This window comes from Nocardia brasiliensis ATCC 700358 (genome assembly GCF_000250675.2).
Taxonomy (GTDB): domain Bacteria; phylum Actinomycetota; class Actinomycetes; order Mycobacteriales; family Mycobacteriaceae; genus Nocardia; species Nocardia brasiliensis_B.
On the sequence record NC_018681.1, the window covers coordinates 1,987,647 to 2,010,121 of the forward strand.

The window sequence follows — 22,475 nt, forward strand, 5'->3', positions numbered from 1 at the left end:
GCCCTATCCGGCGACGGCCGTGTCGATCTCCGGTTCGTCGGCGAGGGCGAAGCGGCGTCCGCCTGCCGTCTTGGCCGAGTACATCGCGCGGTCCGCACGACGCAGCAGATCACTGAAATCGCAGGAACTTCCGGGCGGGCAGTACGCGGTGCCGACGCTCGCCGAGACCGGGACCGGGCCCGCCGTCGACCAGACCGGGTCGCGCAGCGCGGCCACGATCCGATGAGCGAGGTCGCCGAGGGTGTTGTGCGGCGGATTCACGGCGAGTACGAATTCGTCGCCGCCGTACCGGCAGATCACGGTGTCGGGCGGGCACACCTCGCGTAGCCGGTTGGCCAGTTCGACGAGTACCTCGTCGCCGATCGCGTGCCCGTAGCCGTCGTTGATCTGCTTGAAACGGTCGAGGTCGATCAGGAGCAGGCCGACGCCGCGGTTCGGGTCGGTGGACATCAACCGGACCCGATCCTGGAGCAGGGTGCGGTTGGCCAGGTCGGTGAGCGCGTCGTGGGTCGCCTCGTGCCGGAGCCGATGCTGCAGCGCCGCGATCTCCTGGACCCGCAGCGACACCTTGGCGGAGAGATTCTGTTCCTGCTGTGCCAGCGCGCGTTCCTGCAGCGCTTGGGCGTAGCTGTCGATGGCCTGGCTCGCCACGAACGGCCAGCGGGTGGCGACCAGCGAACCCGGCGCGCCGGAGGGGAAGCCGAGCAGCCAGCGGGTGGCCTGCGCGAGCATCCGGATGCGGTCGAACGGTGCCTCGGCGAGCCGGGCGCCGAGCATCCGCGCTTCGGGCACGGGGAACGGCTCGGACCGGGCCAGGGTGAGCAGCCGGTCGACGATTTCGATCAGTACCGGTTCCAGCTGTTGCGGCGCCGCGCCGGAACCCGGCTCGGCGCACACCGCACGGGCCCAGGCGCGGGCCATCGCGGCGACGGGGGGCTCGATATCGATCGACATCGAACTCACCCGACGCAGGTAACGTCGGTGCCTTGCGGCACGGCGCCGGCACTGGTGCCGGTTTCACCCCGATCCTTCGCACTGCTACGCGGTTGGGTCCACCTCGCTCGGTGCACGCTCACCGCCCCCTTTCCAGATACCCCCGTCCGGCAAAAAGGATCCTAGCAAGCCACCCGGCATCGAAAAACGCTGTTTTACAACGTGTTCTCGATCCCTCGCGAATGGCGATCGGGTATGTGATCGCCGCAGTCGCGCCAGTGTTACACCAGGATTTCGTTCGCTGTGAAGTCGCGCCAGGACGCGCTGGCGACACGCTGTAGCGCCACGCCGAACGGGTCCCCGCGACCCCTCGCGATGCCTCGATGCCGTGGGGCCGGGCTCGCCGGCCGCCGGTCCATGTTTCGGACCTCGACATCGAAGTAGCCGGAGGAGTAGCCGAGGATGCGCGAGTCTTCGACCCGGTAAGGGTGTTGGGCCGGATTTTCCTGCCAGTAGCACACTCGGCGGTCGTTGACAGCTGACAAGAAACTGCCGCTGCCTTTGCGGCGAGTCGTGATGTCCCCATGGGTGGCATCCTCTCCGCGACCGGTCGAGCGTGACAAATGGCCACCCAGTGGGCCACGGCTCCCCCCGACAGGAGTCGTCACGCGAACCATATGCTCCCCGTTTCCGGTCCGACACGCCCGAGTTTCAAGGAAGAGATCCCTTTTAATTTCATTTAGTTCTGTTCTGCGCGCCCCGCGCTGACCGGGGCGGTACCGTGCGAGACTCCTGCCGGGCGTTGCGACGACGACCGGTCCCGGCACCCGCGTGAACGCACTGCGCGGGGGGCTGATTGGCGTTTGTGAAGCCGGGTTCGGTACAGTCTCAACGCACACGACATCGTGGCGATCCCATAGATGTCGTATGCCTGCGGGTGTAGTTCAATGGTAGAACCTCAGCCTTCCAAGCTGATGGTGCGGGTTCGATTCCCGTCACCCGCTCCACACAGGATTCAGCCTCGGCGGCGGCCGATCACTCGCCGCGAGGGACAACGGGGTGTAGCGCAGCTTGGTAGCGCATCCGCTTTGGGAGCGGAGGGTCGCAGGTTCAAATCCTGTCACCCCGACCAGTTTTCAACTCTGTCTTCGCAGGTCAGAGATCTGTGCCGGGTCCGGCGACCCTGCTCGATGCCACGGTCGCTGTCCGGTGCGTGCAATGTGCGCGGTAGGTGCGAACGCTCCTCGCTCGTCCGATGATTTTCCGCCGCAGGGGTCGTCCGATCTTTCGTAGCGGACGACAGGAGTGGTGGACATGGACCTGTACAGCGTCATGTGTGTGCGTGATCGGACCCGGGCGCGGAGCTGGTACGAGGTGTTCTTCGGGCGTCCGGCCGATGAGGTCATCGGCGAGGAATGCCTCTGGCAAGCCGGTGCAAACGCGTGGATCGTCATCGATGATCGCGAGGTTCGGGCCGCCCGGGTGGGCGGATCGATGATCACACTGGGTGTTACGGACCTCGATGTCTTCCTGGCTCGTTTTGCCGAGCACGGCATCGCCTACGGACCGGTCGAGACCTACAGCAACGGGGTGCGCCATGTCGAAGTGCTGGATCCTGACGGCAACAGCCTCTCGCTCGCCGAAGCGCCGCCGGACCTGTGAATCGATGACCTCAGTGCCCGACTTGTCCGCGGAGTCGACGTTGGTCGGCGGGGCGGGTTCGTAGCCGGCGATCCTGGTCGGTGCGTCTACGAGAGTGCGTCGGGGGTCCGGAGTTCGGCTGCAAGACGGGTGTAGATGTCGAGCAGGTCGGTCGCGCTGGCGTGCGTGGCCTTGTCCGCTTCGTGGCGGTCGGTCCATTCGGCTAGTGCCGCGGTCATGATTCCTTGCGCCACGAGAAGGAGCAGGCGGACGCGGGAGCGGGTGGCGAAATCGGCCTGTCCGGCCAGCAATTCGAGTGCAGCCTTGTTTTCCGTGTCGAACGCCGCGAAGGTCGCCGCGGCCAGCTGTGCGGAGTCGGCGGTCACGCGGTGGGTGCGCGCGAGAGCGTCGGTTGCTTGCTGATCGTCGACGAGATCCCGGATGAGGCCGAGGTAGACGCTCTCGATATCGGCCAGGCGCAACGTGCGGCCGGACACGGTCGTGGCCATCCGCCGAATCGCGCGACCGAAACCCCACCGGTCGTGCGCGATCGCGCTGTCCTTGGTCGGGAAATAGCGGAAGAACGTCCGCGGCGACACCCCCGCGCGGGCCGCGATGTCATCCACGGTCACCCGGTCGTAGCCGTGTTCGATGGCCAGTTCCAGTATGGCGGAATGTATTTCGGCTTGCGTCTGGGCTCGGCGGCGGGCCCGCAGGTCTGGCGGGCCGTCCCCGGGGTCGCCATCGACGGTGCTCTGCATCACTCGATGGTAAATCATGTGACAGAGCTTACCTAGATGACATTAAATGCCTTCTTGGCAGATTATGCCAAACGAGTATTCTGGGTCGGGTAGATGGATTGTTTTGCCAGTTCACAGGTCTGAACTGCCCGCGCGTTGCGGGCGACAAGAGCCAGGAGAAGGCATGAATAGGCATTCCGCAACGGGCGTACAGGTTCGTCAACTCGATCCCACCGAAGAACGATTCGCCAGAATGGGTCTCTACACGGGCTACGTCACCCGGGTCCGCGGGCCGCTCGACCCGTGGGCGCTGTTGGAAGCCTTCGAGCTCTTGCAGCGCAAGTATCCGATCCTGTCCTGCCGGATCACCCAGGATGCGACGACCGGGCAGCCGTATTTCGAGGCAGCTCACGGTCTGCCGCCTGTGGTCGAATGGCGGGACAGCGAAAGTGCGGAGTCCGCACTGGTTCTCGCGGGCCGGGTGGCCGCTGTCCAGGTGGTCGAGGCGGACGTCGATAGGGCACAGGTCAATCTGCTGACCCACCACTCGATCGCCGACGGCCATCACTCGATGCAGCTGCTTTCCGATCTGTGGAGCTTCTACACTGCGGTGAAAGAGGGACGCCACGCCACGCCGGCCAGCCACCCCTACCCGCGATCGCCGGAACAGCTGCTGGCCGAACGAGGTTTCACCTTCGACCCCGACGAGATACCGGACGTGCCGCTATTTCCGGGACGCACGGCCGATCCGGCCGAGGTTTCGGTGCCGACGGTACGTGGTCCGCGTGTCCGGCTGACCGTTGAGCAGACGAAAGTTCTTGTCGCGCTGGGGCGCCGGGCCAAGACCACGATCAACGGGCTGGTCTCGGCGGCGTTGCTGATCGCCACGGCAGACACCCTTGGGATCGGCCTCAGCGATGTGCTCTACACCTACCCGGTGAATCTGCGTACACGGATCACTCCCTCGGTGGGGTACACGGACGGCACCAACGTCCTCGGTTCGGCGCTGTTCATCCCCCGGCAGGACGCCTCGGCAGACCTCGTGACGCTCGCCTGCGCGGTGAACGATCAGCTCGCCCGCGACCTCGCCGCAGGCCGGATCCAGCGATCCATGCTGGCACCGCCGGAGCAGTTCGACGTGATGGTGCCCGTCATCCAGGCGTATCCGGGTTCGGTGCTGGCGACGAACTGGGGCAAGATCCCTGCCCTGGAAACGCCTGCGGGAGTCGTCGTCGAGGACTTCGAGCCAGGTGTGCACCTGGAGACGACGCTGTCCGGACCGGCGGTCGCCCTGCCGTCGCCGCCGCGCTCCTGCATCATCACCAGTTTTCGCGACCAACTCACCATCGACCTCGTCGGCTTCGCCGGCGCGGATGCCTTCGCCGAACGGCTCGGGGCGGTGCTGACCAACGTGCCGGTGGCCGCCTGATCAAGCGTCAGTCTGTTATCGAGCCGCTCCGGTGTCGTGGTTGCAGGGGAAAGATGAGTTCGGTGCGGTGGGTGATCTCAGGAAACCGCTCAGCGGTTGCTGCCGTCTTGCGGACGCCCGCTTGCACACCTAGAGTCGGCGCGCAGGGGAGGCCGCTGGCCGCGACGCGCACGATTTCGAGATCTGTTCCGCGCCATCGGCAAGCGAGGCGGCGTCCGACCGCTATCGCTGGAAAGGTTCGAACCCGAAACGTGCATCCCATCGACATCATTACGACCGCCGTGGCAGCTGGGGCTGCCGGACAACCAGGCACCACTACCACGGCGGTGCTCGACGCATACGGTCAACTACGGAACTTCATCGGCCAGCGTTACCCCGGGGTCGATCTGCGAGACATTGCAGCCGAACCGGATTCGGCCACGGCACGCGCGACGCTGACCGCTGCCTTCGCTGCCCAACAGGCCGACGCTGATGCCGAATTTCTCTATGCGGCACAGCAATTCGTCGATACCGCGCTCAGTAACCCGGTGGCGGATCGCACCACCGCGATGCTGTACGAGGTGTTGCTGGCGGGGGCTGAGCAGACGCAGGGCGCCGACAATCCGGAAACCCTGATGATCCGGCACGAACTGGCCCAGACCTATCACTCCATCGGTGACATCGACAGTGCCATTACGCATTTCGAGGCGACGCTCGCCGCTCGCGAACGGGTGCTCGACGCCGGGGACACCCTCACCATCACGACCCGAACCTGCCTCGCGAACTGCTATCGGGAAGTGGGTCGGGTCGATGACGCCATACCCTTGGACGCTGCTGTGCTCACCGCGCGTGAACAGTTCTTCGGTCCGGCTCATGACAATCCGGTCGGCTACCGCGACTTCCTCGCCGACGCGTACGAGTCCGCCGATCGCTTCGGCCGCGCTATCGAGTTGCGCGAGACCAACCTGCAGATGCGCCGTCGAGAGCTGGGGGCGGACCACCCCGACACTCTCGGAACGCATCTGAGCATCGCGCGCTCATACGCCTCGGCCGGGCGAATCGAGGAGGCGGTCACCGCGTACGAGACGGCGCTGACCGAGCATGAGCGTGTGTTCGGTGCGGCGCAGGCGCAGACGATCCTGGTTCGCTACACGCTGGCTCGCGCCTACGGCGCGGCCGGACGTTTCGATGAGTCGATCGCGTTGCACACCAAAGCGATCGAGGAATACAGCCGGATCGTCGGCCCGGACCATTCCGATCCGGTAGCCATGCGCAACAGCCTGGCACGCGTGTACGAGGACGCCGGACGGATGGACGATGCCATCGCCACTTATACGCGTGTGCTGGCGGACTCCGAACGTGTCTACGGCGTCGAGCACGACCTCACCGACCAGGTGCGCGGCTGGCTGGCCCATCTCACTCGATCGACGGGCGGAGCGGCACCTGCCGGGGACGCGCGACGTGTTCTCGAAGATCTCACCCAGCAGCTCGGCAACCGACTGGTCGACCTGGTCGGCGAAACAGGCTGGCGCCGGATAGATCTGATCGCGCGTTCGAGCGGGCAAATCCACGATCTGTCGCTGACGGTGCTGTCGGACAACGGTGGGGCGACCGCGCTTGCGGCGCCGACCGAGCTGGCACCGCTGCTGGACGCCATCAAGGTTGCGCACTACGAGCGCGATCCCGAACGCGGCGCATGGTTGTCGGCCAGGTTCCTCATCGACTCATCCGGCTCGTTCTTCCGCTCGTACAATACCGATTACGAGCCGGACTGGCCGTTTGCCGTCGATGCGGCGACGTATATCGAAGAACTCGAGCGGTTTCCGCGCGAACTCGAGTACACGCCGGAGTGGCTGCTGGATCGGTTGCCGAAATGGCAAGGGCGGTACAAGAACACCGACACCGACATCACCGAGCTCATACCGCTCGATATGCAGCTCGTCGCGATGGTGCTCGACAGTTACCGCGATCATCTGCTGCACCGGTTGCCGAGCGACTGGCAGCAGCTGTTCATCGACTTCCGGTCGGTCGGCGAGTACGTGGAGACGCGGGCGCAGGTTCTCACCGTGCTCGGTCAGTCGATCGAGTGGCAGGCCCCGCAGGCGGTGACCTTCTTCAGCGAGCTGCGCCGCGACATGTACACGCCGTGGCAGGGCACGTGGACCTCCGTCCGGTTCCACCTCGTGGTGAACGGGAAGTACAACGCGGAATACGACTGGGACCACGAGCCGGACTGGGACCATCGACCCGACGCACGCGCGTTCCAGCAGGAATTGCAGATGTTTCCACGCAGCGCAGAGCACGTGCCCGCCTGGCTCGGTGCCCGGCAGCACTGAACCGCGCTTGCGCTGGGCCAGGCATCGTCAGGCGTGTGCCGATACCGTTTTCGGGGCGTTCAGGGTGAAGGTGAGTTCGGTGCGGCGGGTGATCTCCAGTTTGCGATAGACGCGGGTCAGGTGTTGTTCGACGGTGCTGGTGGTGATGGCCAGGGCGGCGGCGATCTCGCGGTTGCGTTTGCCGTGTGCGGCGAGTTCGGCGACGCGGCGTTCGGCGGGGCTGAGGGCGGCCACACCGGTGGGCGTCGCGGTGAGCGGAGAGACCGTGGGAGCGGGCTGGCGTTCGCCGAGCAGGTCGCGTAGCAGCGGGTCGGCGCCGCAGGCCTCGGCGATGCGCACCGCCTCGCGGATGAGCATGCGGGCCTTCTCGTGATCGCCGACGGCACGGTGCGCGGCGCCGAGATCGCCGAGGACCGTGGCGAGTTCGAGATCGCAGCCGGCCGACCGCGCGATCGCGGTCGCCTCACGCAGCAACCTGACCCGCTGATAGCGGTCGGCCGTCGCGGCGAGCAGACGCAGCGAGACGCCGCCGGTGCGGTGGGCCGGCGCACCGCCGAGCAGGTCGAGGTGCCGGGTGGCGAAGGCGCGGGCATGCCGGCCCTCGCCGAGCGCCAGATGCGCGACGGCGATGTCGTTGCGCCACGGGACCAGCCACGGGAAGTCCATCCGCCAGCGGCGCATCAGCTCACCGCAGCGCCGGAAGGTGCGCAGCGCCTCGCGCGGCTGGCCGGTGGCGAGCTGGAAGTGGCCGTGCGCGTGCAGGTACAACAGTCCGAAGCGGGACTCGAACAGCGCGCGCGGCACCGGCCTGCGCAGCTGTGCTTCGGCCTCGGCCAGTCGGCCCGCGGACGTCAACGCCCGTATCCGCACCGCGATGGGGATCCCGACCCACACGCCGAGATGTTCGGCCGGAACATGATTCAGCGCGAGCGCGGCCTCGTTGGCTGCGGCGCGCGGATTGCCTTTGCGCAGCATCGTTTCCGCGCGCAGGCCGGCGAAGATCGCCTGCCACGTGGGGGCTTTGCGCGCCTCGGCCTCGGCGAGCAGCGAATCACACCACGCGGCGGCGGTATCGAGCCGATCGGTGTAGATCAGGCAATGTACGGCCGCGGCAAGGGTTTCCACCGTGGTGGAGGCGAGCCGATGACAGGTGAGCAGGCGCTGGGCGAGCGTGGTGGTGTCGTCGAGCGGATGGGTGGTGCACAGCCGGGTCAGCAGCTCGGCGCCGAGCAGATGCGGAGGCCGCTGGTCCGGCTGCGTCGGTCTTCGTGACTCGACGGCCCCGGCGGCGGGTTCGGGTAATCGGTCGTCGGCGGGTAGGCGTCCGTCGGCGAACAGGCCCTGGTGCCGGGGCACGTAGGGCGGGTGGGTGAAGCGCAGCCAGGCGCGCAGGAATTCGGCCTGCGGCGCGGGTTCGTCGCGCGGGCACGAACTCAGCTGTCCCAGCGCTTGATCCGCGCGCTGGGTCTGGCCGTGCCAGAGCAGGAACATGACGGCGGCGGGCAACTGTGCGGCGGGCACCCGGCCGCCGCGCAGCGCCGCTCGCATCCGGCTGAAATTCCGGGTTCGGCTCGACGGGCTGCCGCGCCAGTCGACGCAGACCAGCCGCACCGCGAGCGCGCCGCGGGCGCTCGGCTCCCGAGTGGCGCGATAGGCCAATTCCAACCGGTCGGCGGCCCGGTCGATCTGATCGTTGGCCAACGCCTCGTCGGCGGCGGCGAGCAGCACCCTGGCCGCCCACGGATAGTCGGCGACGCCGGCCTCGACTAGTTGGTCGGCTACTGTCGCCGCCGGGAATCCCTTGCTGTGCAACAGTTCCGCCGCACGACACCGTAGTTCCGGATGGGCGGGTGCCGGGATTTCACGGGGCCGCCGTTCGACCGCGTCCAGATCGTCGATCACCACCCGCGACGAAGACCGCGCGGCGAGCCTGCGCACCACCGTGCGGACCGCCGTTTCGTCCACGGCGAGCAGCTCCGCGATCAGGCCGACGGTGCTGCACCCGCCGAGCACCGCCATGGCCTGGCCGATACTGGATTCCGCGATGGTCGACCACTGGGTGTTCTGTACCGACATCGGCCGTTGCATGCCCTAGTCCCTTCATCGATGAGTGTGCCCGACTGTGGAAGGGCACCATCGATGCGTCGTCGCAGCAGGGGCATGTCCGGATGCCCCGTTGATCCAGCCGGTGCAAACAGCCTAGGCCGCCTTCCCTGACCTGTCCCGGCATTGCGGCGACAAGGCCGCCGGAATGCCGGTAATGCATGGAAAACCGTGGAACCTCCCGGACGTCAAGGCCTTTCGGTTTCCGTGACGGCAGCGCGGCCGACGAAGGCCGGAACCGGCTGCCGGTAGGGCAGACAGGCCGCCGAGGCGTCGTCGGCGGCCAGGAACAGCACTGTCTCCGCGGCGGCGAGCACGCCCGACTCCTGTGCGTTCAGGTAGGCGTGCACCGGAGCCGCGGAGTAGGGGTCACCGACCTCCGTGGGCACGCCGACGAGTGATTCCGGTGCGAGCCTGAGGGTTTCGGCCAAGTGTGCCCGGAATCCCAGCGCGGGCGCGGGTGTGAGCAACAGCGCCCGGCCCGTGGCGAAGTCGTCGCTGTCGATGCCCTCCTCGGTCATACAGGCGCGTACCGCGGCCGCCGCCAGCGTGAGCGGGTCTTCGTCACCGTGCCGCACGCGCATGGCCGATCGGCCGTTCGCGCCCGCCTCGCCGAGCGCGACCCAGGCGCTGGGATGGGCGTCGCCGTCGGTCCGGCTGGTGTACAAGCGGCCGAATCCCGCTGCGAAAGGTGTGCTTTCGAGCAGTACCGCGGCCGCCCCGGTGGTGTACGGGAACCCCGCGACATACCGCTGCCGCGACGGATGGGTATCGCCGGCCAGGATCAGGGCGTACTCGACTTCGCCGGTGGACAGGAAGCATTCGGTGGCCGTGACCGCGTGCAGCAGGCCGGTGGAGCCGTGCATGAGGTCGAAGGAGAAGGCGGGGACGCGGCCCGGCTCGTATTCGAGTCCGATGCCGATCCGCTTCTGGATGAGCGCCGAGACCGCGGGCTCGGAAATATTGTCATCACGGAACACACCGGTATTGACCAGCATGCCGACCTCGTCGACAGAGACGTCGGCCTGCTCCAGGCAGGACATCGCCGCGCGGGTCGCCAGCTCGAAATAGCTGCCGGTGTCCAGATCGGTGTTCGCCGCCGCCGCGACGATGGTGGTCGCCATGACTCAGGCCTCCAGCCGCGAGACGGTCGCGGCGAGATAACCGGAAACGATTCCGGAGGCCGCGGGGATCATCAGGATCTTCGAACCCTTCGGTATCTGCTGTCGGGCGAGATACTCGTGCAACACCAGAAAATGCGAGGTCGACGCCGTATTGCCATACTCCTGCAACACATTCAGTGCCTGCGGCATCGCAGTGCCGAAGTGCTCGCCGGTGAGCTGCTCCAGGTATTCGAGCGCCGGAGCGCTGAACTGGTGGTGGATCCAGTAGTCGAATTTCTCGGTCTCCCAGGATCTTCCGCTCTCCCGCAGGAACGTGTCGATCCGCTCGATGCCTTGGCGGTAGCGCGACTCGCTCTGCATCGCGCGGTTGTCGGTGTAGAGCGCGATACCGGCCGACCGGTCGCTGGGCATGCCGAGGCAGTGCTCGGCGCCCTCCGCGGTGGTCATCAGCTCGACGTAGTGGATCTCGTCGTGGTCGTCGCCCTGGTCGTCGAGGATCACCGCGACCGCCGCGTCGCCGACGGTCAGCGCGGCGAACTGCGGGTCGTACGGTTGGCTGATCTCGCGCATCGCGGTTTCGGCGATCGGGGTGATCTGCTCACCGCTGACCACCATGCCGTTGCGCACCACCCCGGCCTTGATCATCCGGTCCAGCACGAGCACGCCGGTCATCATCCCGGCACAGGCGTTGGACACGTCGAAGTGCCGGGCCTCGGTCGCGCCGACGGCGTTGCCGAGCATCAGCGCGAACGCCGGTGCGTAGCAGAAGATTTCCTTCCCGCGGGTGCGGGTGATCGAAGCCGAGATGATGATGTCCAAATCGCCTGCGGCGTAATCGGAATGGCGCAGGCAGTCGTCGATGGCGCGCAAGGCCAGCTCGAACGACGATTCGTAGCGGTCCGGATGGGAATCGTAAACTCGCCGCTGTTCGATTCCGGTGATCCGCGCCAGATCCAACGACCGCGGTATCGCGAGGCCGGCGATCAGTTCTTCGGTGGAACGGACAGTGGCCGGAGTATACGAGCCGATGGACTCGAAACGCGTACGCTGCATTGTCCCTGCTTTCTACAGCTCAGTCGGTGACAAACTATTTGTGTCGCTAGGACTTTCGACAACGTTGTCGTTGACTGTGTGCGTGCCTATCCGGTGGCGGTGACCAGGTTCGCGCTCACCGTGTAGAGCCGCTGGCCGAGCACTTCGTCCTGGGCTCGGCGCGACGGCGTCTTGATGCGGTTGTGCTGGAAGTAGGCGCCGCTCACCCCGGCCACCTCCGCGCCGGTGGCGAGGTAGGCCAGCGCCTGCCCGCCCTCCTCGGCGGTGATCATGAACAGTCGCTTGGCCAGCGCGACCAGGGGCTGCCCGAACCACGGCATGTCATCCCAGATACCGGTGGCCACCGCACCGGGGTGAAAGGCGTTGACCGTCACCCCGGTGCCCTCCAGGGTCCGGGCCAGCGCGCGGGCATACAGGATGTTCGCGAGTTTCGATCGGCTGTAGGCCTTTTCGCCCGAGTACCCGCGTCGGAACGCGAGATCGTCGAGATCCAGACCCGCGCCGAAGTGCAGGACCGATGAGGTGAACAGGATGCGCGAGGGCGCGCTGCGCACCATCAGTTCGGTGAGCAACTCGGTGAGCAGGAAGCCGCCGAGATGATTGACGGCGAACGTCTTTTCGACGCCCTCCTTGGTCACGGTCCGATCCTTCTGGTAGCCGCCCGCGTTGTTCGCGAGGACATCGAGCCGGTCGTACCGGGAGAGCACCGCGTCGGCGAGTCGCCGCACCGAGTCCTGTTCGCCGAAGTCGCACTCGAGGGTGTCGACCGCACCTGCCCCGGCGGCGCGGACCTCGGTCGCCGACTCGGCGAGTTTGCGCGGATTTCGGCCGACCAGCACCAGTCGATCGCCCCCTGTCGCGATCTGCCGCGCTGCCGCGAGTCCGATACCCGACGTGGCCCCCGTGATCAGGATCGTCTTCATAGCCGATCACCCTGCCACACACCGAGACGCCGAAAGACCGTCGTGACCGGGGGTTATCCGCAACTGTGCGTATCGCGAAAGATGCTGCCCCGGAACAACATCAGCGAAGTCGCGCAGGTCGGCCGAGTGAGGTGTAAGCGCCCGTAATGCCGGGTACTCGGGCAGCGCCCGGTTGCCGGTGCGGCCGATAGGGGGTGATAGGGGTTCGGCATATCTGCCTGTCAAGCAATACAGTACAATCGTACTAAGTACGCCCGTACTGCTAAACGAGGAGGGTTCGTATGTGGGATCCGAAGAAGTATCTCGACTTCGCCGATCACCGGGCACGCCCGTTCTTCGAGCTGATCGGGCGTATCGACGCCGAAAAGCCGCGGCGCGTGGTCGATCTCGGGTGCGGGCCGGGCAATCTCACCGAAGTGCTCGCGCAACGCTGGCCGGATGCGCGCCTGGACGCGTTCGATTCCGCGCCGGAGATGGTGGACGACGCGCGACAGCGCGGGATCGACGCGAAGGTGCTCGACGTGCACGACTGGCAGCCGGACGAGGAAACCGACGTCGTCGTCTGTAACGCTGTCCTGCAATGGGTTCCGGATCATCTCGCGCTGCTCGCCGAGTGGTTGCCCGAATTGCCGCGCGGCGCCTGGTTCGCCATGCAGGTCCCCGGCAACTTCGACGCGCCGTCGCATCGGGAGATCCGCGCGCTGGCCGGGGAGGCGCGCTGGCGGTCCCGGCTCGCCGACGCGATGCTGCGCGGGGTGGACGCGGTGCCCGAACCGGCCAGGTACGCGGCGGTGCTCAGCACCGAGCACACCGTCGCCGATATCTGGGAAACCACCTACTACCAGCGCATGCAAGGGCCGGATCCGGTGCTGGAGTGGGTCACCGGCACCGCGCTGCGCCCGATCCGGGCCGCACTGGACGACGAGGACTGGCGCGAATTCCGGACCGAGCTGGCCCCGCGCCTGCGCGTCGTCTACCCGGCCATGCCCGACGGCACCACGTGGTTCCCGTTCCGCCGTATCTTCGCGGTGGCGCACAAGCCGGCTTGACCTGGATCGCGCGCGTCAAGGTGCGGTGAGAAATCCGTCGACGATGCGGCGCGCGCGGCGCATGGCCGCCGGGTCGCCGACGCGCAGCGCGGTATTGGTGGCGCAGAGGACCGAATCGATCTGGAACGCGGCGAGTTCCACGTCGAGTTCGGCGATCTCCCGAGCCGTCACCGCGCGCCGCAATTCGTGTTCGAGCACGCGTACCCAAGCGTGCCGGTCGCGCAGCAGTGCGTCGAGCACCGGGCCGGGTCTGCTGTCCTGTTCCGGTATCGCGGCCATCCAGAAGCAGCCGCCGGTGAACAGTGGCGCCTCGATGTAGGCCAGCCAGTATTCGATCAGTGCCCGCAGGCGGGGCAGGCCACGGGGCGTTGTGCGGGCGGGTTCGATCACCGTCTCGACGAACAGGTCGCGCGCATGGTCGATCGCGGCGAGTTGCAGGGCTTCCTTCGTTTTGAAGAGCGTCTGGATTCCTGCCTTGCTCAGGCTCGAATCGGCGGCGAGCCGGCCGAAGCTCAGCCCCTCCAGTCCGTCGAGCGAGGCGATGTCGACCGCATGCCGCAGCACCGTCTCCCGGGTTCGTGCCCCGCGCAGCAGGCGCTTGTCCGTGATCTCGACGGGTTCGCGCCGGGTGAGGACGGAGTCGGGGCCACTTTCCATACGGTCGATCGTACTCAGGCTGGCGAGAATCGGTCACCGTCCGACTCGTGGTGTCCTCGGGTGCGGAGCATGCGGCGGCGGGACGATCTCGTATCCGAGCCTTGCGGCAGTACCGCGCGGCCGGTCGGTGGACTGCGCCGATCAGCCCGCCGCGGCCTGCCGCGTGACCGGCACACTGCCCGCGGCGCTGCCGAGGGCGCCCGCACGCCTGGCGAGGGCGGCCAGGGTGGGGAGTCGCGCATCGCCCAGCGTCATCCCGGAGTAGCCGAGGTGATTGGTCACGAAGGCGACGGAGACGCCTACGCCCGGTATGGCGATCGCGCCCGATCCGCCGACACCGAAGTGCCCCAGCGCTTCTCGGGTCAGCCTGGTGCCGACGATGCCGCGGTGGTAGCCGAGCGCCCAGTGCGGAGGCGCGCCGAGCACGTAGTCGAAACGGCTGTTCGGCAGCATCTGCGCGATCATCCGGGTGGTCTCCGGCCGCAGCAGGCGGCGGGTGCCGACCACGCCGTCGTTGGCGATCGCGCCGTACATCCGCGCCAGCGAGCGCGCTGTGAAAACGCCACCCCAACTGGGCATCACGGCATCGTAGGGCCGCTGGCCGATGCTCATATCGGCCCAGCCGTCGTAGATCGCGCTGTGCGCGGACTGCACCCTGCGCAGCGCGCCGAACGGCGCGATCAGCCGGTCCACCGGAACCCTGCCGATGGTGAGCCGCGGCGACAGGGTGGCGAGCCGGTGTCGCTCGCCGCGCGGGACGCCGAACCAGAAGTCGTTGTCGCCCAGTGGTTCCGCGAGCTCGGCGTGCACCACCTCGGCGAACGAACGCCCGGTGGCCCGCTGCGCCAACTCGGCGACGAGGGTGCCGAAGGTGAGGCCGTGATAGCCGGAGGCGCGCAGCCGCAACGGATCCGGCGCGGACGCGGCCAGCGCCGCGGCCAGGCTGTCGTGGTCGAGCAAGGCGTCCTCGTCCAGCGGGGTGCCCTGGCTGTCGACCAGTCCACGGATGCGTTGCAGTCCCGCGCGATGGTTCAGGACATCGCGAACGGTGATGGCGTCCTTGCCGTTCGCCGCGAACTCGGGCCAGTAGGTCGCCACCGGTGCGTCGAGGTCAAGGACGCCGCGTTCGATGAGCCGGTGTGCGACGGTCGCGGCGACGCCCTTGCCGGTCGAATAGGTCAGCGCCATCGTGTCGGACCGCCAGCGTCGTTCCGGATCGGCCCATCCGGCCCAGACGTCCAGCACGGGCTCGCCGTCGAGGTAGACCGCGAGTGCGCCACCGCCCTGTCGCCTGCGCCGGAACATGGCGAAGAACTTGGCGGCGACGGCCGTGAAGCGGTCGTCGACCAGCATGCGGCCGGTGCTCGAGGCGCCGTCCGGGGTCGCTGCGGGCATGGTCAGACTCCCTTGTCCAGTACGCCGGGCGGCTCGCTGTATAACACTTGCAAGCAGCCCGCTAACTCGCACGGTAACGTGTTTCAGTTGCCGCGTGCAAGGGGGGCGGTGCCGGAACGTGAGGTGCCGACGGCTCGCGATCAGCCCCTGGTGAGGGACGTCACAACCGCGGGTCGACCGGTTCGGACTCCAGCGCGAGCACCGCGAAAACCGCCTCGTGCACCCGCCACAGCGGCTCACCCGCGGCCAGCCGGTCGAGGGCCTCGAGCCCGAGTGCGTACTCGCGCAAGGCCATCGAGCGTTTGCGGCCCAGACCGCGGGCACGTAGCCGTCGCAGGTTGTCCTCGCGCAGGTACTCCGGCCCGTAGATGATCCGGAGGTACTCGGGCCCACGGCATTTCACGCCGGGCTGGACCAGCCGGCCTTCGTCCGTCGCCGCCTCGTCCTTGCGCGGGCCACGCGCCAGCGCCTGGCGCGGCTTGACCACGATGCCTTCTCCGCCCGCCGCGGTGAGCTTGCTCCACCACGCGGTCGCGGCGGCGATGCTGTGCTCGTCGGTCAGGTCGACGAAGACCCGCCCGGTCGGCGCGCACATTTCCGGATCGGCGGCGACCAGCCGGTCGATCCGTTCCAGGTGCCAATCGTGCTCGCGTACCGCGTGATTCGCGCCTTCGGTGGCGAGGATCTGGAACGGGGCGAGCCGCAGACCCGCCGTGCCGTCCACCGGCCAGCAGTAGCGGCCGTACGCGGCGGTGAACGCCGCGGCGTCGTCCCGGCGCGCGCCGGTGCGGCGCGCGAGTTCGCCCACGTCCAGACCGCGGGCGGTCACCGCGGCCAGCACCTCGCCGGCGGTGTCGAGCGCGGCGCGCGCCGCCGCCCCGACCGCCGCGTACTGCGAGCGCAACAGGCCGAGCGCCTTCGCCGACCACGGCATCAGCTCGGTGTCGAGCAGCAGCCACTCGCTGTCGAGTTCGGTGAAGAGCCCGGCATGCTCGGCGGCCGCACGGACCCGCGCGAGCACGGCTTCGGTGTGGTCCCGGTCGTCGAAGAACGGACGCCCGGTACGGGTGTAGATCACGCCGGTGCCGCCGTCATCGACACCGAACCGGTCCCGCGCCGCCTGCGCCGAGCGGGCCACCAGAACCACCGCCCGCGAACCCATGTGCTTCTCCTCGCACACGAGCCGGTCGACGCCCTCCGCGCGGTAGTACGCGAAGGCCTGATCCGGGTGCTCGAGGTAGCCGTCCAGCTCCGAAGTCGCGCACGGCGCCATCGTCGGTGGCAGGTACACCAGCCAGCGGGGGTCGAGCGCGAACCGGCTCATCACTTCCAGTGCGGCACCGGCGTTTTCCTCCTGCACGCCGACCCTGCCGTGATAGCGGGTCTGCACGACCCGGCGGCCGATCACGTCCGCCAGATCGAGCACGCCGGGATCCCGGTGCACCACACCCTCGGCGGTACTGATCGTGGTGGCCTGCAACGGCCGCACCGGTTCGTACCAAACCTGTTCCGCGGCAACCGAGACCGGTTCGCGTTCCGGGTATCGCAACGCCGAGAGCCTGCCGCCGAACACCACGCCGGTGTCCAGGCACAGGGTGTTGTTCACCCACTGCAGGTCGAGCACCGGGGTGTGCCCGTACAGCACGGTGGCCGTGCCGCGGTAGTCGTTGGCCCACGGGTAACGCACCGGCAAGCCGTATTCGTCCGTCTCGCCGGTGGTTTCGCCGTACATGGCGAAGGAACGGACCCGGCCCGAGGCGCGACCGTGGTACTCCTGCTTCAACCCGGCGTGCGCGACGACGAGCTTGCCGCCGTCGAGCACATAGTGGCTCACCAGGCCGCGGCAGAATTCGTGCGCGGCCTTGCGGAACACTTCGTCCTCGGCGTCGAGCTGGGCCAGCGACTCGGCCAAGCCGTGCGCGACCCGCACCTGCTTGCCGTCGAGGGCGCGGACCAGCTTGTGCTCGTGATTCCCGGTGACGCACAGGCCCGTTCCGGCGGCCACCATGCCCATCACCAACCGGAGCACGCCCGGCGTATCCGGCCCGCGGTCGACCAGGTCGCCGACGAACACCGCGGTCCGGCCCGCCGGATGGTGCGCGCCGACCGCGCGTCCGTTGTCGTCCCGGTCGATGGCGTAGCCGAGTTCGCCGAGCAGCGTTTCCAATTCGCCCCGGCAGCCGTGCACGTCGCCGATCACGTCGAACGGGCCGGTGAGTTCACGCTTGTCGTTCCATGACTTCTCGTCCACGATCGTCGCGGCCTCGATCTCGGCGGCGCCGCGCAGCACGTAGACCTTGCGGAAGCCTTCTCGTTCCAGACTGCGCAGGCTGCGGCGCAGCTCGCGCTGCTGCCGGACGACGACGTGCGCGCCGAGACCCGCACGATCGGGCCGGGTCGAATTCCGTTGCAGGCAAACCGAATCCGGAACGTCGAGCACAATGGCGACCGGTAGCACGTCGTGGGCGCGCGCGACCGCGATGAGCTCCTGCCGCGACTTGGCCTGGACATTCGTCGCGTCGACCACGGTGCGCAGACCGCGGCGCAGCCGGACGCCCGCGATGTGGTGCAGCAGGGCGAACGCTTCGGCGGTGGCCGACTGGTCGTTCTCGTCGTCGCTGACGACGCCGCGGCAGGCATCCGAGGAGACGATCGCGGTCGACCGGAAGTGCTTGCGCGCGAAGGTCGACTTGCCCGAGCCGGTGCTGCCGATCAACACCACCAGCGACAGTTCGGGCACCGAGAGTTCCGCCATCACGCTGCTCCTTCCTGGATCGCTGTGGTGAAGACCGCCATCTGGGTCGGCGCGCCCACTTCGGGGTCGAATGGGCCGATCGGCACGAAGCGCACGGAGTAGCCGTGCGTGGCCGCCACCCGTGCCGCCCAGGACTCGAATTCTGCCCGGGTCCACTCGAATCGGTGGTCGGCATGCCGGAACTTGCCCGCGGGCAGGCTCTCGTATCGCACATTGAACTCGGCGTTGGGCGTCGTCACGAGCACGGCCCGTGGTGCGGCCGCGGCGAAGACCGCGTGCTCGAGCGCGCCGAGCCGCGGCGGATCGACGTGCTCGACGACCTCCATGAGCACTGCCGCGTCGTAGCCGCGCAACTCGGCGTCGGTGTAGGTGAGCGCGCCCTGACGCAGGGTCAGTCGGGCCGCGACCCGCTCGGGCAGCCGATCCAGGCGCAGGCGACGTTCGGCGATGTGCAACGCCCGCATCGAGACGTCGACGCCGACGATCTCGCCGAAGGCCTTGTCCGCCAGCAGTTCCCGCAACAACGCGCCTTCACCGCACCCGAGATCGAGCACCCGCCCGGCCCCGACCTCATGCAACGCGGCAATCACCGCCGCCCGCCGAATCACCGCCAACGACGGTGTCCGCGGGCCGGTTTCACCCACCGCCCCGGACCCAGCCGAACCACTTTGCGCCGGTTCAGGGTTCGCCGCAGAGAGCCCCGCCGTGTCGTGCAGCGCCGCACCGAACTGCGCCGGATCGGACAACGCCGGACCAGACTGTGCCGTGTCGGACTGTGCCGGTTCCAACCGCGCCGATGCGGCTTGTGCCGGCGCGCGGTCAGCCGCATCGCACTGCGCCGGATCGCACTGCGCCGCAACACCTAGCGTGGCGTCGGTGTCCGCGCCGTCGTCCACCGCCTCCTCGACCGCGTCGAGTTCCTCCGGTTCCACCTCGTCCACTTCGGCGAGGCGGGCCAGTGCGGCTCGGACCAGCGACTGGCGGCGGGCCAGGTATCGCCGGGTGATCCAGGCGCGTTCGGGGTGTTCGGCCAGCCAGCCCGCGCCGGCCCGGATCAGCTTGTCGACTTCGTCGGCGGCGAGCCAATAGTGTTTGGCCCCATCGAGGACGGGCAGCAGCACGTACAGGTGTGACAGTGCATCGGCCAGCCGCATCGTGCCGGTCAGCGCCAGCCGCAGATGGTGGGAATCGCCCCAGTCCGGGAAGGCCGGGTCCAGCGGCAGGGGAGTCGCGGTCACCGTCCAGCCCAGCGGCGCGAACATCCGCTCGGCCACTTCGGCGCCGCCCTTGCACGGCACCGCGGGCAATTCGAGCTGCAGCGGCAGCGCGGTCTGCGCCAGTTCCGGTCGCAGTGTGCAGCGGCCGTGCAACGCGGTGCGGAACACCGCGCCGATGGCCACCGACAGCAGCGACGATGCCGCGTACGGCCGGTCGTTGACGTACTGGCCGAGGCTGAAATCCGGTGTGCCACGCGAACGTCCGCGCACCAGGCGGATCGGGTCGATCTCCAGCAGCAGGGCGGCGGTGCATCGCTCGGCCGTGGCCTGCGGGTAGACGACGTGCGCCGTGCCGTACGACTGCTCGAACGCCTGGACCCGGTCGGGGTTCTTGTGCAGCAAGAACCCCAGGTCGGTCGCCGGCCACGCGGCGCCGTCCGGCGGTGTGCAGGTGATCGTCAGCAGCATGCAGCGATCGTCGCCCAGTCGCGGGAACCCGCGCAAGGAAGTTTCATTCTGGTGGCAGTGTCTGGCAGCCCGTCAGCGCGACGGCTGCGGCCAACTCCAGTTCGCGACCTCGGGGATGTCCTCGCCGTGCTCGCGCGTCCAGGCCCGTGCCGTCCAGCGGGCGTCCACCATCTCCTGGCGCAGTCCCGCGGCTCGCTCGCCGAGGCTCGGCACCCGATCGATCACGTCCATCACCAGGTGATAGCGGTCCAGGTCGTTGAGCATCACCATGTCGAACGGTGTCGTCGTGGTGCCGCGTTCCTTGTAGCCGCGCACGTGCAGTCCGGCGTGGTTGGCCCGCCGGTAGGTGAGCCGGTGGATCAGCCACGGGTAACCGTGAAAGGCGAAGATCACCGGCCGGTCGTGGGTGAACAGGGTGTCGAACTCGCTGTCGGGTAGACCGTGGGGGTGTTCGTCCTGTGGTTGCAGGCGCATCAGGTCGACCACGTTCACCACGCGAATCCGCAACTCCGGCAATCGTTCCCGCAGGATCGCCGCCGCCGCGAGCGTTTCCAGCGTGGGCACGTCACCCGCGCAGGCGAGCACCACATCCGGGACGGTGCCGAGTTCGTCGTTGTGCCCGGCCCAATCCCAGATGCCGATGCCGCGCGCGCAGTGCTCGGCGGCGTCGTGTACCGAAAGCCAGTCCGCCTGTGGCTGTTTGCCCGCGACCACCACGTTGACGTAGTGCCGTGACCGCAGGCAGTGGTCGTAGGTGGACAGCAGCGTGTTGGCGTCCGGCGGCAGGTAGACGCGCACGATCGACGGCTTCTTGTTGAGCACCACATCGAGGAATCCGGGATCCTGATGCGTGAACCCGTTGTGGTCCTGTCGCCAAACATGGGAAGAGAGAAGGTAATTCAGGCTGGCGATGGGCCGCCGCCAGGGCACCGCCGCGCTGGCGTCGAGCCATTTGGCGTGCTGGTTGAACATCGCGTCGACGATGTGGATGAACGCCTCGTAGCAGGTGAACACCCCGTGCCTGCCGGTCAGCAGGTAGCCCTCCAGCAGCCCCTGGCACATGTGCTCGGACAGCACCTCGATCACCCGGCCGGTGCGGTCGAGTTTCTCGTCGTGACTGCCGATTTCGGCCTGCCAGTTGCGTCCGGTGACGTCGAGGATGTCTTGTAAGCGATTGCTGGCCAGCTCGTCCGGGGCGAAGGTGAGGAAATTGTCCGGGTTGGCCCGGGTCACCTCGCGCAACCAACCGCCGAGCACCTTGGTCGCCTCGTGCGCATCGGCTCCGGGTGTGCTCACCTCGACCCCGAAGTCGCGCCAGTCCGGCAGGTCCAGATCGCGAACCAGCATGCCGCCGTTGGCAATCGGGTTCGCGCTCAACCGCCGTTCACCGTCGGGCACCTGATCGAGCAGTTCCGAGACCGGCCTGCCGTGGTCGTCGAACAACTCCTCGGGACGATACGAACGCAGCCACTGCTCCAGCACCGCACGATGATCGGAGTTCGTGCGTGCACCGGGCAGCGGCACCTGATGGGCCCGGAACGTGCCCTCGACGGGGTCGCCGTCGACGACCGGGGGACAGGTCCACCCCTTGGGCGTGCGCAGGACGATCATCGGCCAGACCGGCCTGCTGCCGTCGGTACCGCCGCGCGCGGCCCGCTGGATCTGCGCGATGCGTTCCATACAGGTGTCCACCGCCGCGGCCATGGCCTGATGCACCGCGGCCGGGTCGCTGCCCGCGACCACGATCGGGTCGTAGCCGTACCCGCGCAGCAGCGAGACCAGCTCGGCCTCCGGAATGCGCGCCAGAATGGTCGGATTCGCGATCTTGTATTCGTTCAGCGCCAGAATCGGCAGCACCGCGCCGTCGCGCGCCGGATTGACGAATTTGTTGGCATGCCAGCTGGCAGCCAGCGGTCCGGTCTCCGCCTCGCCGTCGCCGACTACGCAGAACACCGTGAGATCCGGGTTGTCCAACGCGGCGCCGTAGGCGTGCAGCAGCGAGTAGCCGAGCTCGCCGCCCTCGTGGAACGAGCCCGGCGTCTCCGGCGCGCAGTGGCTGGGCACGCCGCCGGGGAAGGAGAACTGGGCGAACAGCGCGCCCATCCCCGTCCCGTCCCGCGGAATATGGCTGTAGAGCTCGGAATACGTGCCCTCCAGCCAGGCGCACGCGTTCGGGCCCGGCCCGCCGTGTCCGGGCCCGGCCACGAAGACCGCGTTCAACCCGCGCTGCCGGATCGCCCTGTTCGCGTGCACCCACACCAGATTCAATCCGGGCACGGTGCCGAAGTGGCCGAGCAACCGCGGTTTGACGTGCTCGGCGCGCAGCGGTTCGCGCAGCAGCGGATTCGCCATCAGATAGATCTGACCGACCGCCAGATAGTTCGCGGCCCGCCACCACGCGTCGATCGAGTCGAGTTCGTCGCGCTCTAGTGGTCCGTCGACCGTTGCCAGCCGGTACGGCTCCGGTGCGACCGTCTCGCCGCCGGTGCTGCCGACATTGTCGGCGGCGGTGTCGCCGCCCGCGCTCGCCATGTGGCTCATGCGCCGCCTCTCCTCGTGTTCGGGGTCTCGGTAGCCGCGATACCCAACAGAACGGTGTGCACAAGTCCGCACGGAGAAAATTCACGGTCAGCCTAGTGCGCGACGACGTGGCGGACGAGGGACCAAGGACAT

15 protein-coding genes and 2 tRNA genes are annotated in these 22,475 nt (G+C 68.0%); 6 read left to right on the top strand and 11 right to left on the bottom strand.

The annotated features are described in order from the left end of the window. Window positions 1-3: 3 nt before the first annotated feature. The gene (locus O3I_RS08830; protein WP_014982562.1) at window positions 4-954 is read right to left on the bottom strand and encodes a GGDEF domain-containing protein; all 951 of its coding nucleotides are present in this window, start codon (window positions 952-954) and stop codon (window positions 4-6) included. A gap of 912 nt (window positions 955-1,866) precedes the next feature. Between O3I_RS08830 and O3I_RS08840 the strand changes: the two genes are divergently transcribed. The 3 genes from O3I_RS08840 to O3I_RS08850 all read left to right on the top strand — a co-directional run bounded on the left by O3I_RS08840 (window position 1,867) and on the right by O3I_RS08850 (window position 2,595). Further along, a tRNA-Gly gene (locus O3I_RS08840) sits at window positions 1,867-1,940 on the top strand. A 48-nt stretch (window positions 1,941-1,988) separates the two neighbouring features. After that, window positions 1,989-2,065: transfer RNA gene (locus tag O3I_RS08845), tRNA-Pro, on the top strand. Between the two features lie 182 nt (window positions 2,066-2,247). Further along, a complete protein-coding gene (locus O3I_RS08850; protein ID WP_014982564.1) occupies window positions 2,248-2,595 on the top strand; it encodes a VOC family protein in 348 nt (115 codons plus the stop codon). An 86-nt stretch (window positions 2,596-2,681) separates the two neighbouring features. Here the strand turns inward: O3I_RS08850 and O3I_RS42480 are convergent, their stop codons facing one another. Then, window positions 2,682-3,335 (bottom strand): TetR/AcrR family transcriptional regulator, encoded by a 654-nt coding sequence (locus O3I_RS42480; protein WP_051066525.1) that lies wholly within the window; start codon window positions 3,333-3,335, stop codon window positions 2,682-2,684. A 163-nt stretch (window positions 3,336-3,498) separates the two neighbouring features. Here O3I_RS42480 and O3I_RS08860 point away from each other — a divergent pair, with 163 nt between their 5' ends. Both O3I_RS08860 and O3I_RS42485 read left to right on the top strand, forming a co-directional pair. Continuing rightward, window positions 3,499-4,743: a phthiocerol/phthiodiolone dimycocerosyl transferase family protein gene (locus tag O3I_RS08860; protein ID WP_167829118.1), complete on the top strand. Its 1,245-nt coding sequence runs from the start codon at window positions 3,499-3,501 to the stop codon at window positions 4,741-4,743. Between the two features lie 281 nt (window positions 4,744-5,024). Further along, window positions 5,025-7,058, top strand: coding sequence for a tetratricopeptide repeat protein (locus O3I_RS42485; RefSeq protein WP_167829119.1), 2,034 nt, complete (start codon window positions 5,025-5,027; stop codon window positions 7,056-7,058). Window positions 7,059-7,085: 27 nt separating this feature from the next. Here the strand turns inward: O3I_RS42485 and O3I_RS08870 are convergent, their stop codons facing one another. The 4 genes from O3I_RS08870 to O3I_RS08885 form a co-directional block, all read right to left on the bottom strand. Beyond that, on the bottom strand, window positions 7,086-9,134 hold the full coding sequence (locus O3I_RS08870) for a helix-turn-helix transcriptional regulator (protein WP_167829120.1): 2,049 nt from the start codon (window positions 9,132-9,134) through the stop codon (window positions 7,086-7,088). A gap of 215 nt (window positions 9,135-9,349) precedes the next feature. Beyond that, on the bottom strand, window positions 9,350-10,285 hold the full coding sequence (locus O3I_RS08875; RefSeq protein ID WP_014982569.1) for a hypothetical protein: 936 nt from the start codon (window positions 10,283-10,285) through the stop codon (window positions 9,350-9,352). Window positions 10,286-10,288: 3 nt separating this feature from the next. Next, the gene (locus O3I_RS08880; RefSeq protein WP_014982570.1) at window positions 10,289-11,338 is read right to left on the bottom strand and encodes a 3-oxoacyl-ACP synthase III family protein; all 1,050 of its coding nucleotides are present in this window, start codon (window positions 11,336-11,338) and stop codon (window positions 10,289-10,291) included. 86 nt (window positions 11,339-11,424) lie between these two features. After that, window positions 11,425-12,261: an SDR family oxidoreductase gene (locus tag O3I_RS08885; protein ID WP_014982571.1), complete on the bottom strand. Its 837-nt coding sequence runs from the start codon at window positions 12,259-12,261 to the stop codon at window positions 11,425-11,427. Between the two features lie 281 nt (window positions 12,262-12,542). On the opposite strand from O3I_RS08885, the gene O3I_RS08890 reads away from it, so the two are divergent. Continuing rightward, a complete protein-coding gene (locus O3I_RS08890) occupies window positions 12,543-13,310 on the top strand; it encodes a trans-aconitate 2-methyltransferase (RefSeq protein WP_014982572.1) in 768 nt (255 codons plus the stop codon). A 15-nt stretch (window positions 13,311-13,325) separates the two neighbouring features. Here the strand turns inward: O3I_RS08890 and O3I_RS08895 are convergent, their stop codons facing one another. The 5 genes from O3I_RS08895 to O3I_RS08915 all read right to left on the bottom strand — a co-directional run bounded on the left by O3I_RS08895 (window position 13,326) and on the right by O3I_RS08915 (window position 22,334). Further along, entirely contained in the window at window positions 13,326-13,967 is a 642-nt protein-coding gene (locus tag O3I_RS08895; protein WP_014982573.1) for a TetR/AcrR family transcriptional regulator, read from the bottom strand. A 141-nt stretch (window positions 13,968-14,108) separates the two neighbouring features. Beyond that, entirely contained in the window at window positions 14,109-15,362 is a 1,254-nt protein-coding gene (locus tag O3I_RS08900; RefSeq protein ID WP_014982574.1) for an EstA family serine hydrolase, read from the bottom strand. Window positions 15,363-15,522: 160 nt separating this feature from the next. Next, complete coding sequence (locus tag O3I_RS08905; RefSeq protein ID WP_014982575.1) at window positions 15,523-18,117, bottom strand: polynucleotide kinase-phosphatase; 2,595 nt, start codon at window positions 18,115-18,117, stop codon at window positions 15,523-15,525. Continuing rightward, window positions 18,117-19,802, bottom strand: a complete 1,686-nt coding sequence (locus O3I_RS46225; RefSeq protein WP_041562501.1) for a 3' terminal RNA ribose 2'-O-methyltransferase Hen1 — start codon at window positions 19,800-19,802, stop codon at window positions 18,117-18,119. The genes O3I_RS08905 and O3I_RS46225 overlap by 1 nt, the downstream gene beginning before the upstream one ends. 72 nt (window positions 19,803-19,874) lie before the next feature. Next, window positions 19,875-22,334: a phosphoketolase family protein gene (locus tag O3I_RS08915; RefSeq protein ID WP_051066527.1), complete on the bottom strand. Its 2,460-nt coding sequence runs from the start codon at window positions 22,332-22,334 to the stop codon at window positions 19,875-19,877. Between the last annotated feature and the right edge of the window lie 141 nt (window positions 22,335-22,475).

Coding starts and splice junctions, on each gene's coding strand:
- O3I_RS08895 (WP_014982573.1), bottom strand. CDS start 13,967: ATGGAAAGTGGCCCCGACTCCGTCCTCACCCGGCGCGAACCCGTCGAG.
- O3I_RS46225 (WP_041562501.1), bottom strand. CDS start 19,802: ATGCTGCTGACGATCACCTGCACACCGCCGGACGGCGCCGCGTGGCCG.
- O3I_RS08900 (WP_014982574.1), bottom strand. CDS start 15,362: ATGCCCGCAGCGACCCCGGACGGCGCCTCGAGCACCGGCCGCATGCTG.
- O3I_RS08870 (WP_167829120.1), bottom strand. CDS start 9,134: ATGTCGGTACAGAACACCCAGTGGTCGACCATCGCGGAATCCAGTATC.
- O3I_RS08880 (WP_014982570.1), bottom strand. CDS start 11,338: ATGCAGCGTACGCGTTTCGAGTCCATCGGCTCGTATACTCCGGCCACT.
- O3I_RS08875 (WP_014982569.1), bottom strand. CDS start 10,285: ATGGCGACCACCATCGTCGCGGCGGCGGCGAACACCGATCTGGACACC.
- O3I_RS08905 (WP_014982575.1), bottom strand. CDS start 18,117: ATGGCGGAACTCTCGGTGCCCGAACTGTCGCTGGTGGTGTTGATCGGC.
- O3I_RS42480 (WP_051066525.1), bottom strand. CDS start 3,335: ATGCAGAGCACCGTCGATGGCGACCCCGGGGACGGCCCGCCAGACCTG.
- O3I_RS08915 (WP_051066527.1), bottom strand. CDS start 22,334: ATGGCGAGCGCGGGCGGCGACACCGCCGCCGACAATGTCGGCAGCACC.
- O3I_RS08860 (WP_167829118.1), top strand. CDS start 3,499: ATGAATAGGCATTCCGCAACGGGCGTACAGGTTCGTCAACTCGATCCC.
- O3I_RS08885 (WP_014982571.1), bottom strand. CDS start 12,261: ATGAAGACGATCCTGATCACGGGGGCCACGTCGGGTATCGGACTCGCG.
- O3I_RS08850 (WP_014982564.1), top strand. CDS start 2,248: ATGGACCTGTACAGCGTCATGTGTGTGCGTGATCGGACCCGGGCGCGG.
- O3I_RS08830 (WP_014982562.1), bottom strand. CDS start 954: ATGTCGATCGATATCGAGCCCCCCGTCGCCGCGATGGCCCGCGCCTGG.
- O3I_RS08890 (WP_014982572.1), top strand. CDS start 12,543: ATGTGGGATCCGAAGAAGTATCTCGACTTCGCCGATCACCGGGCACGC.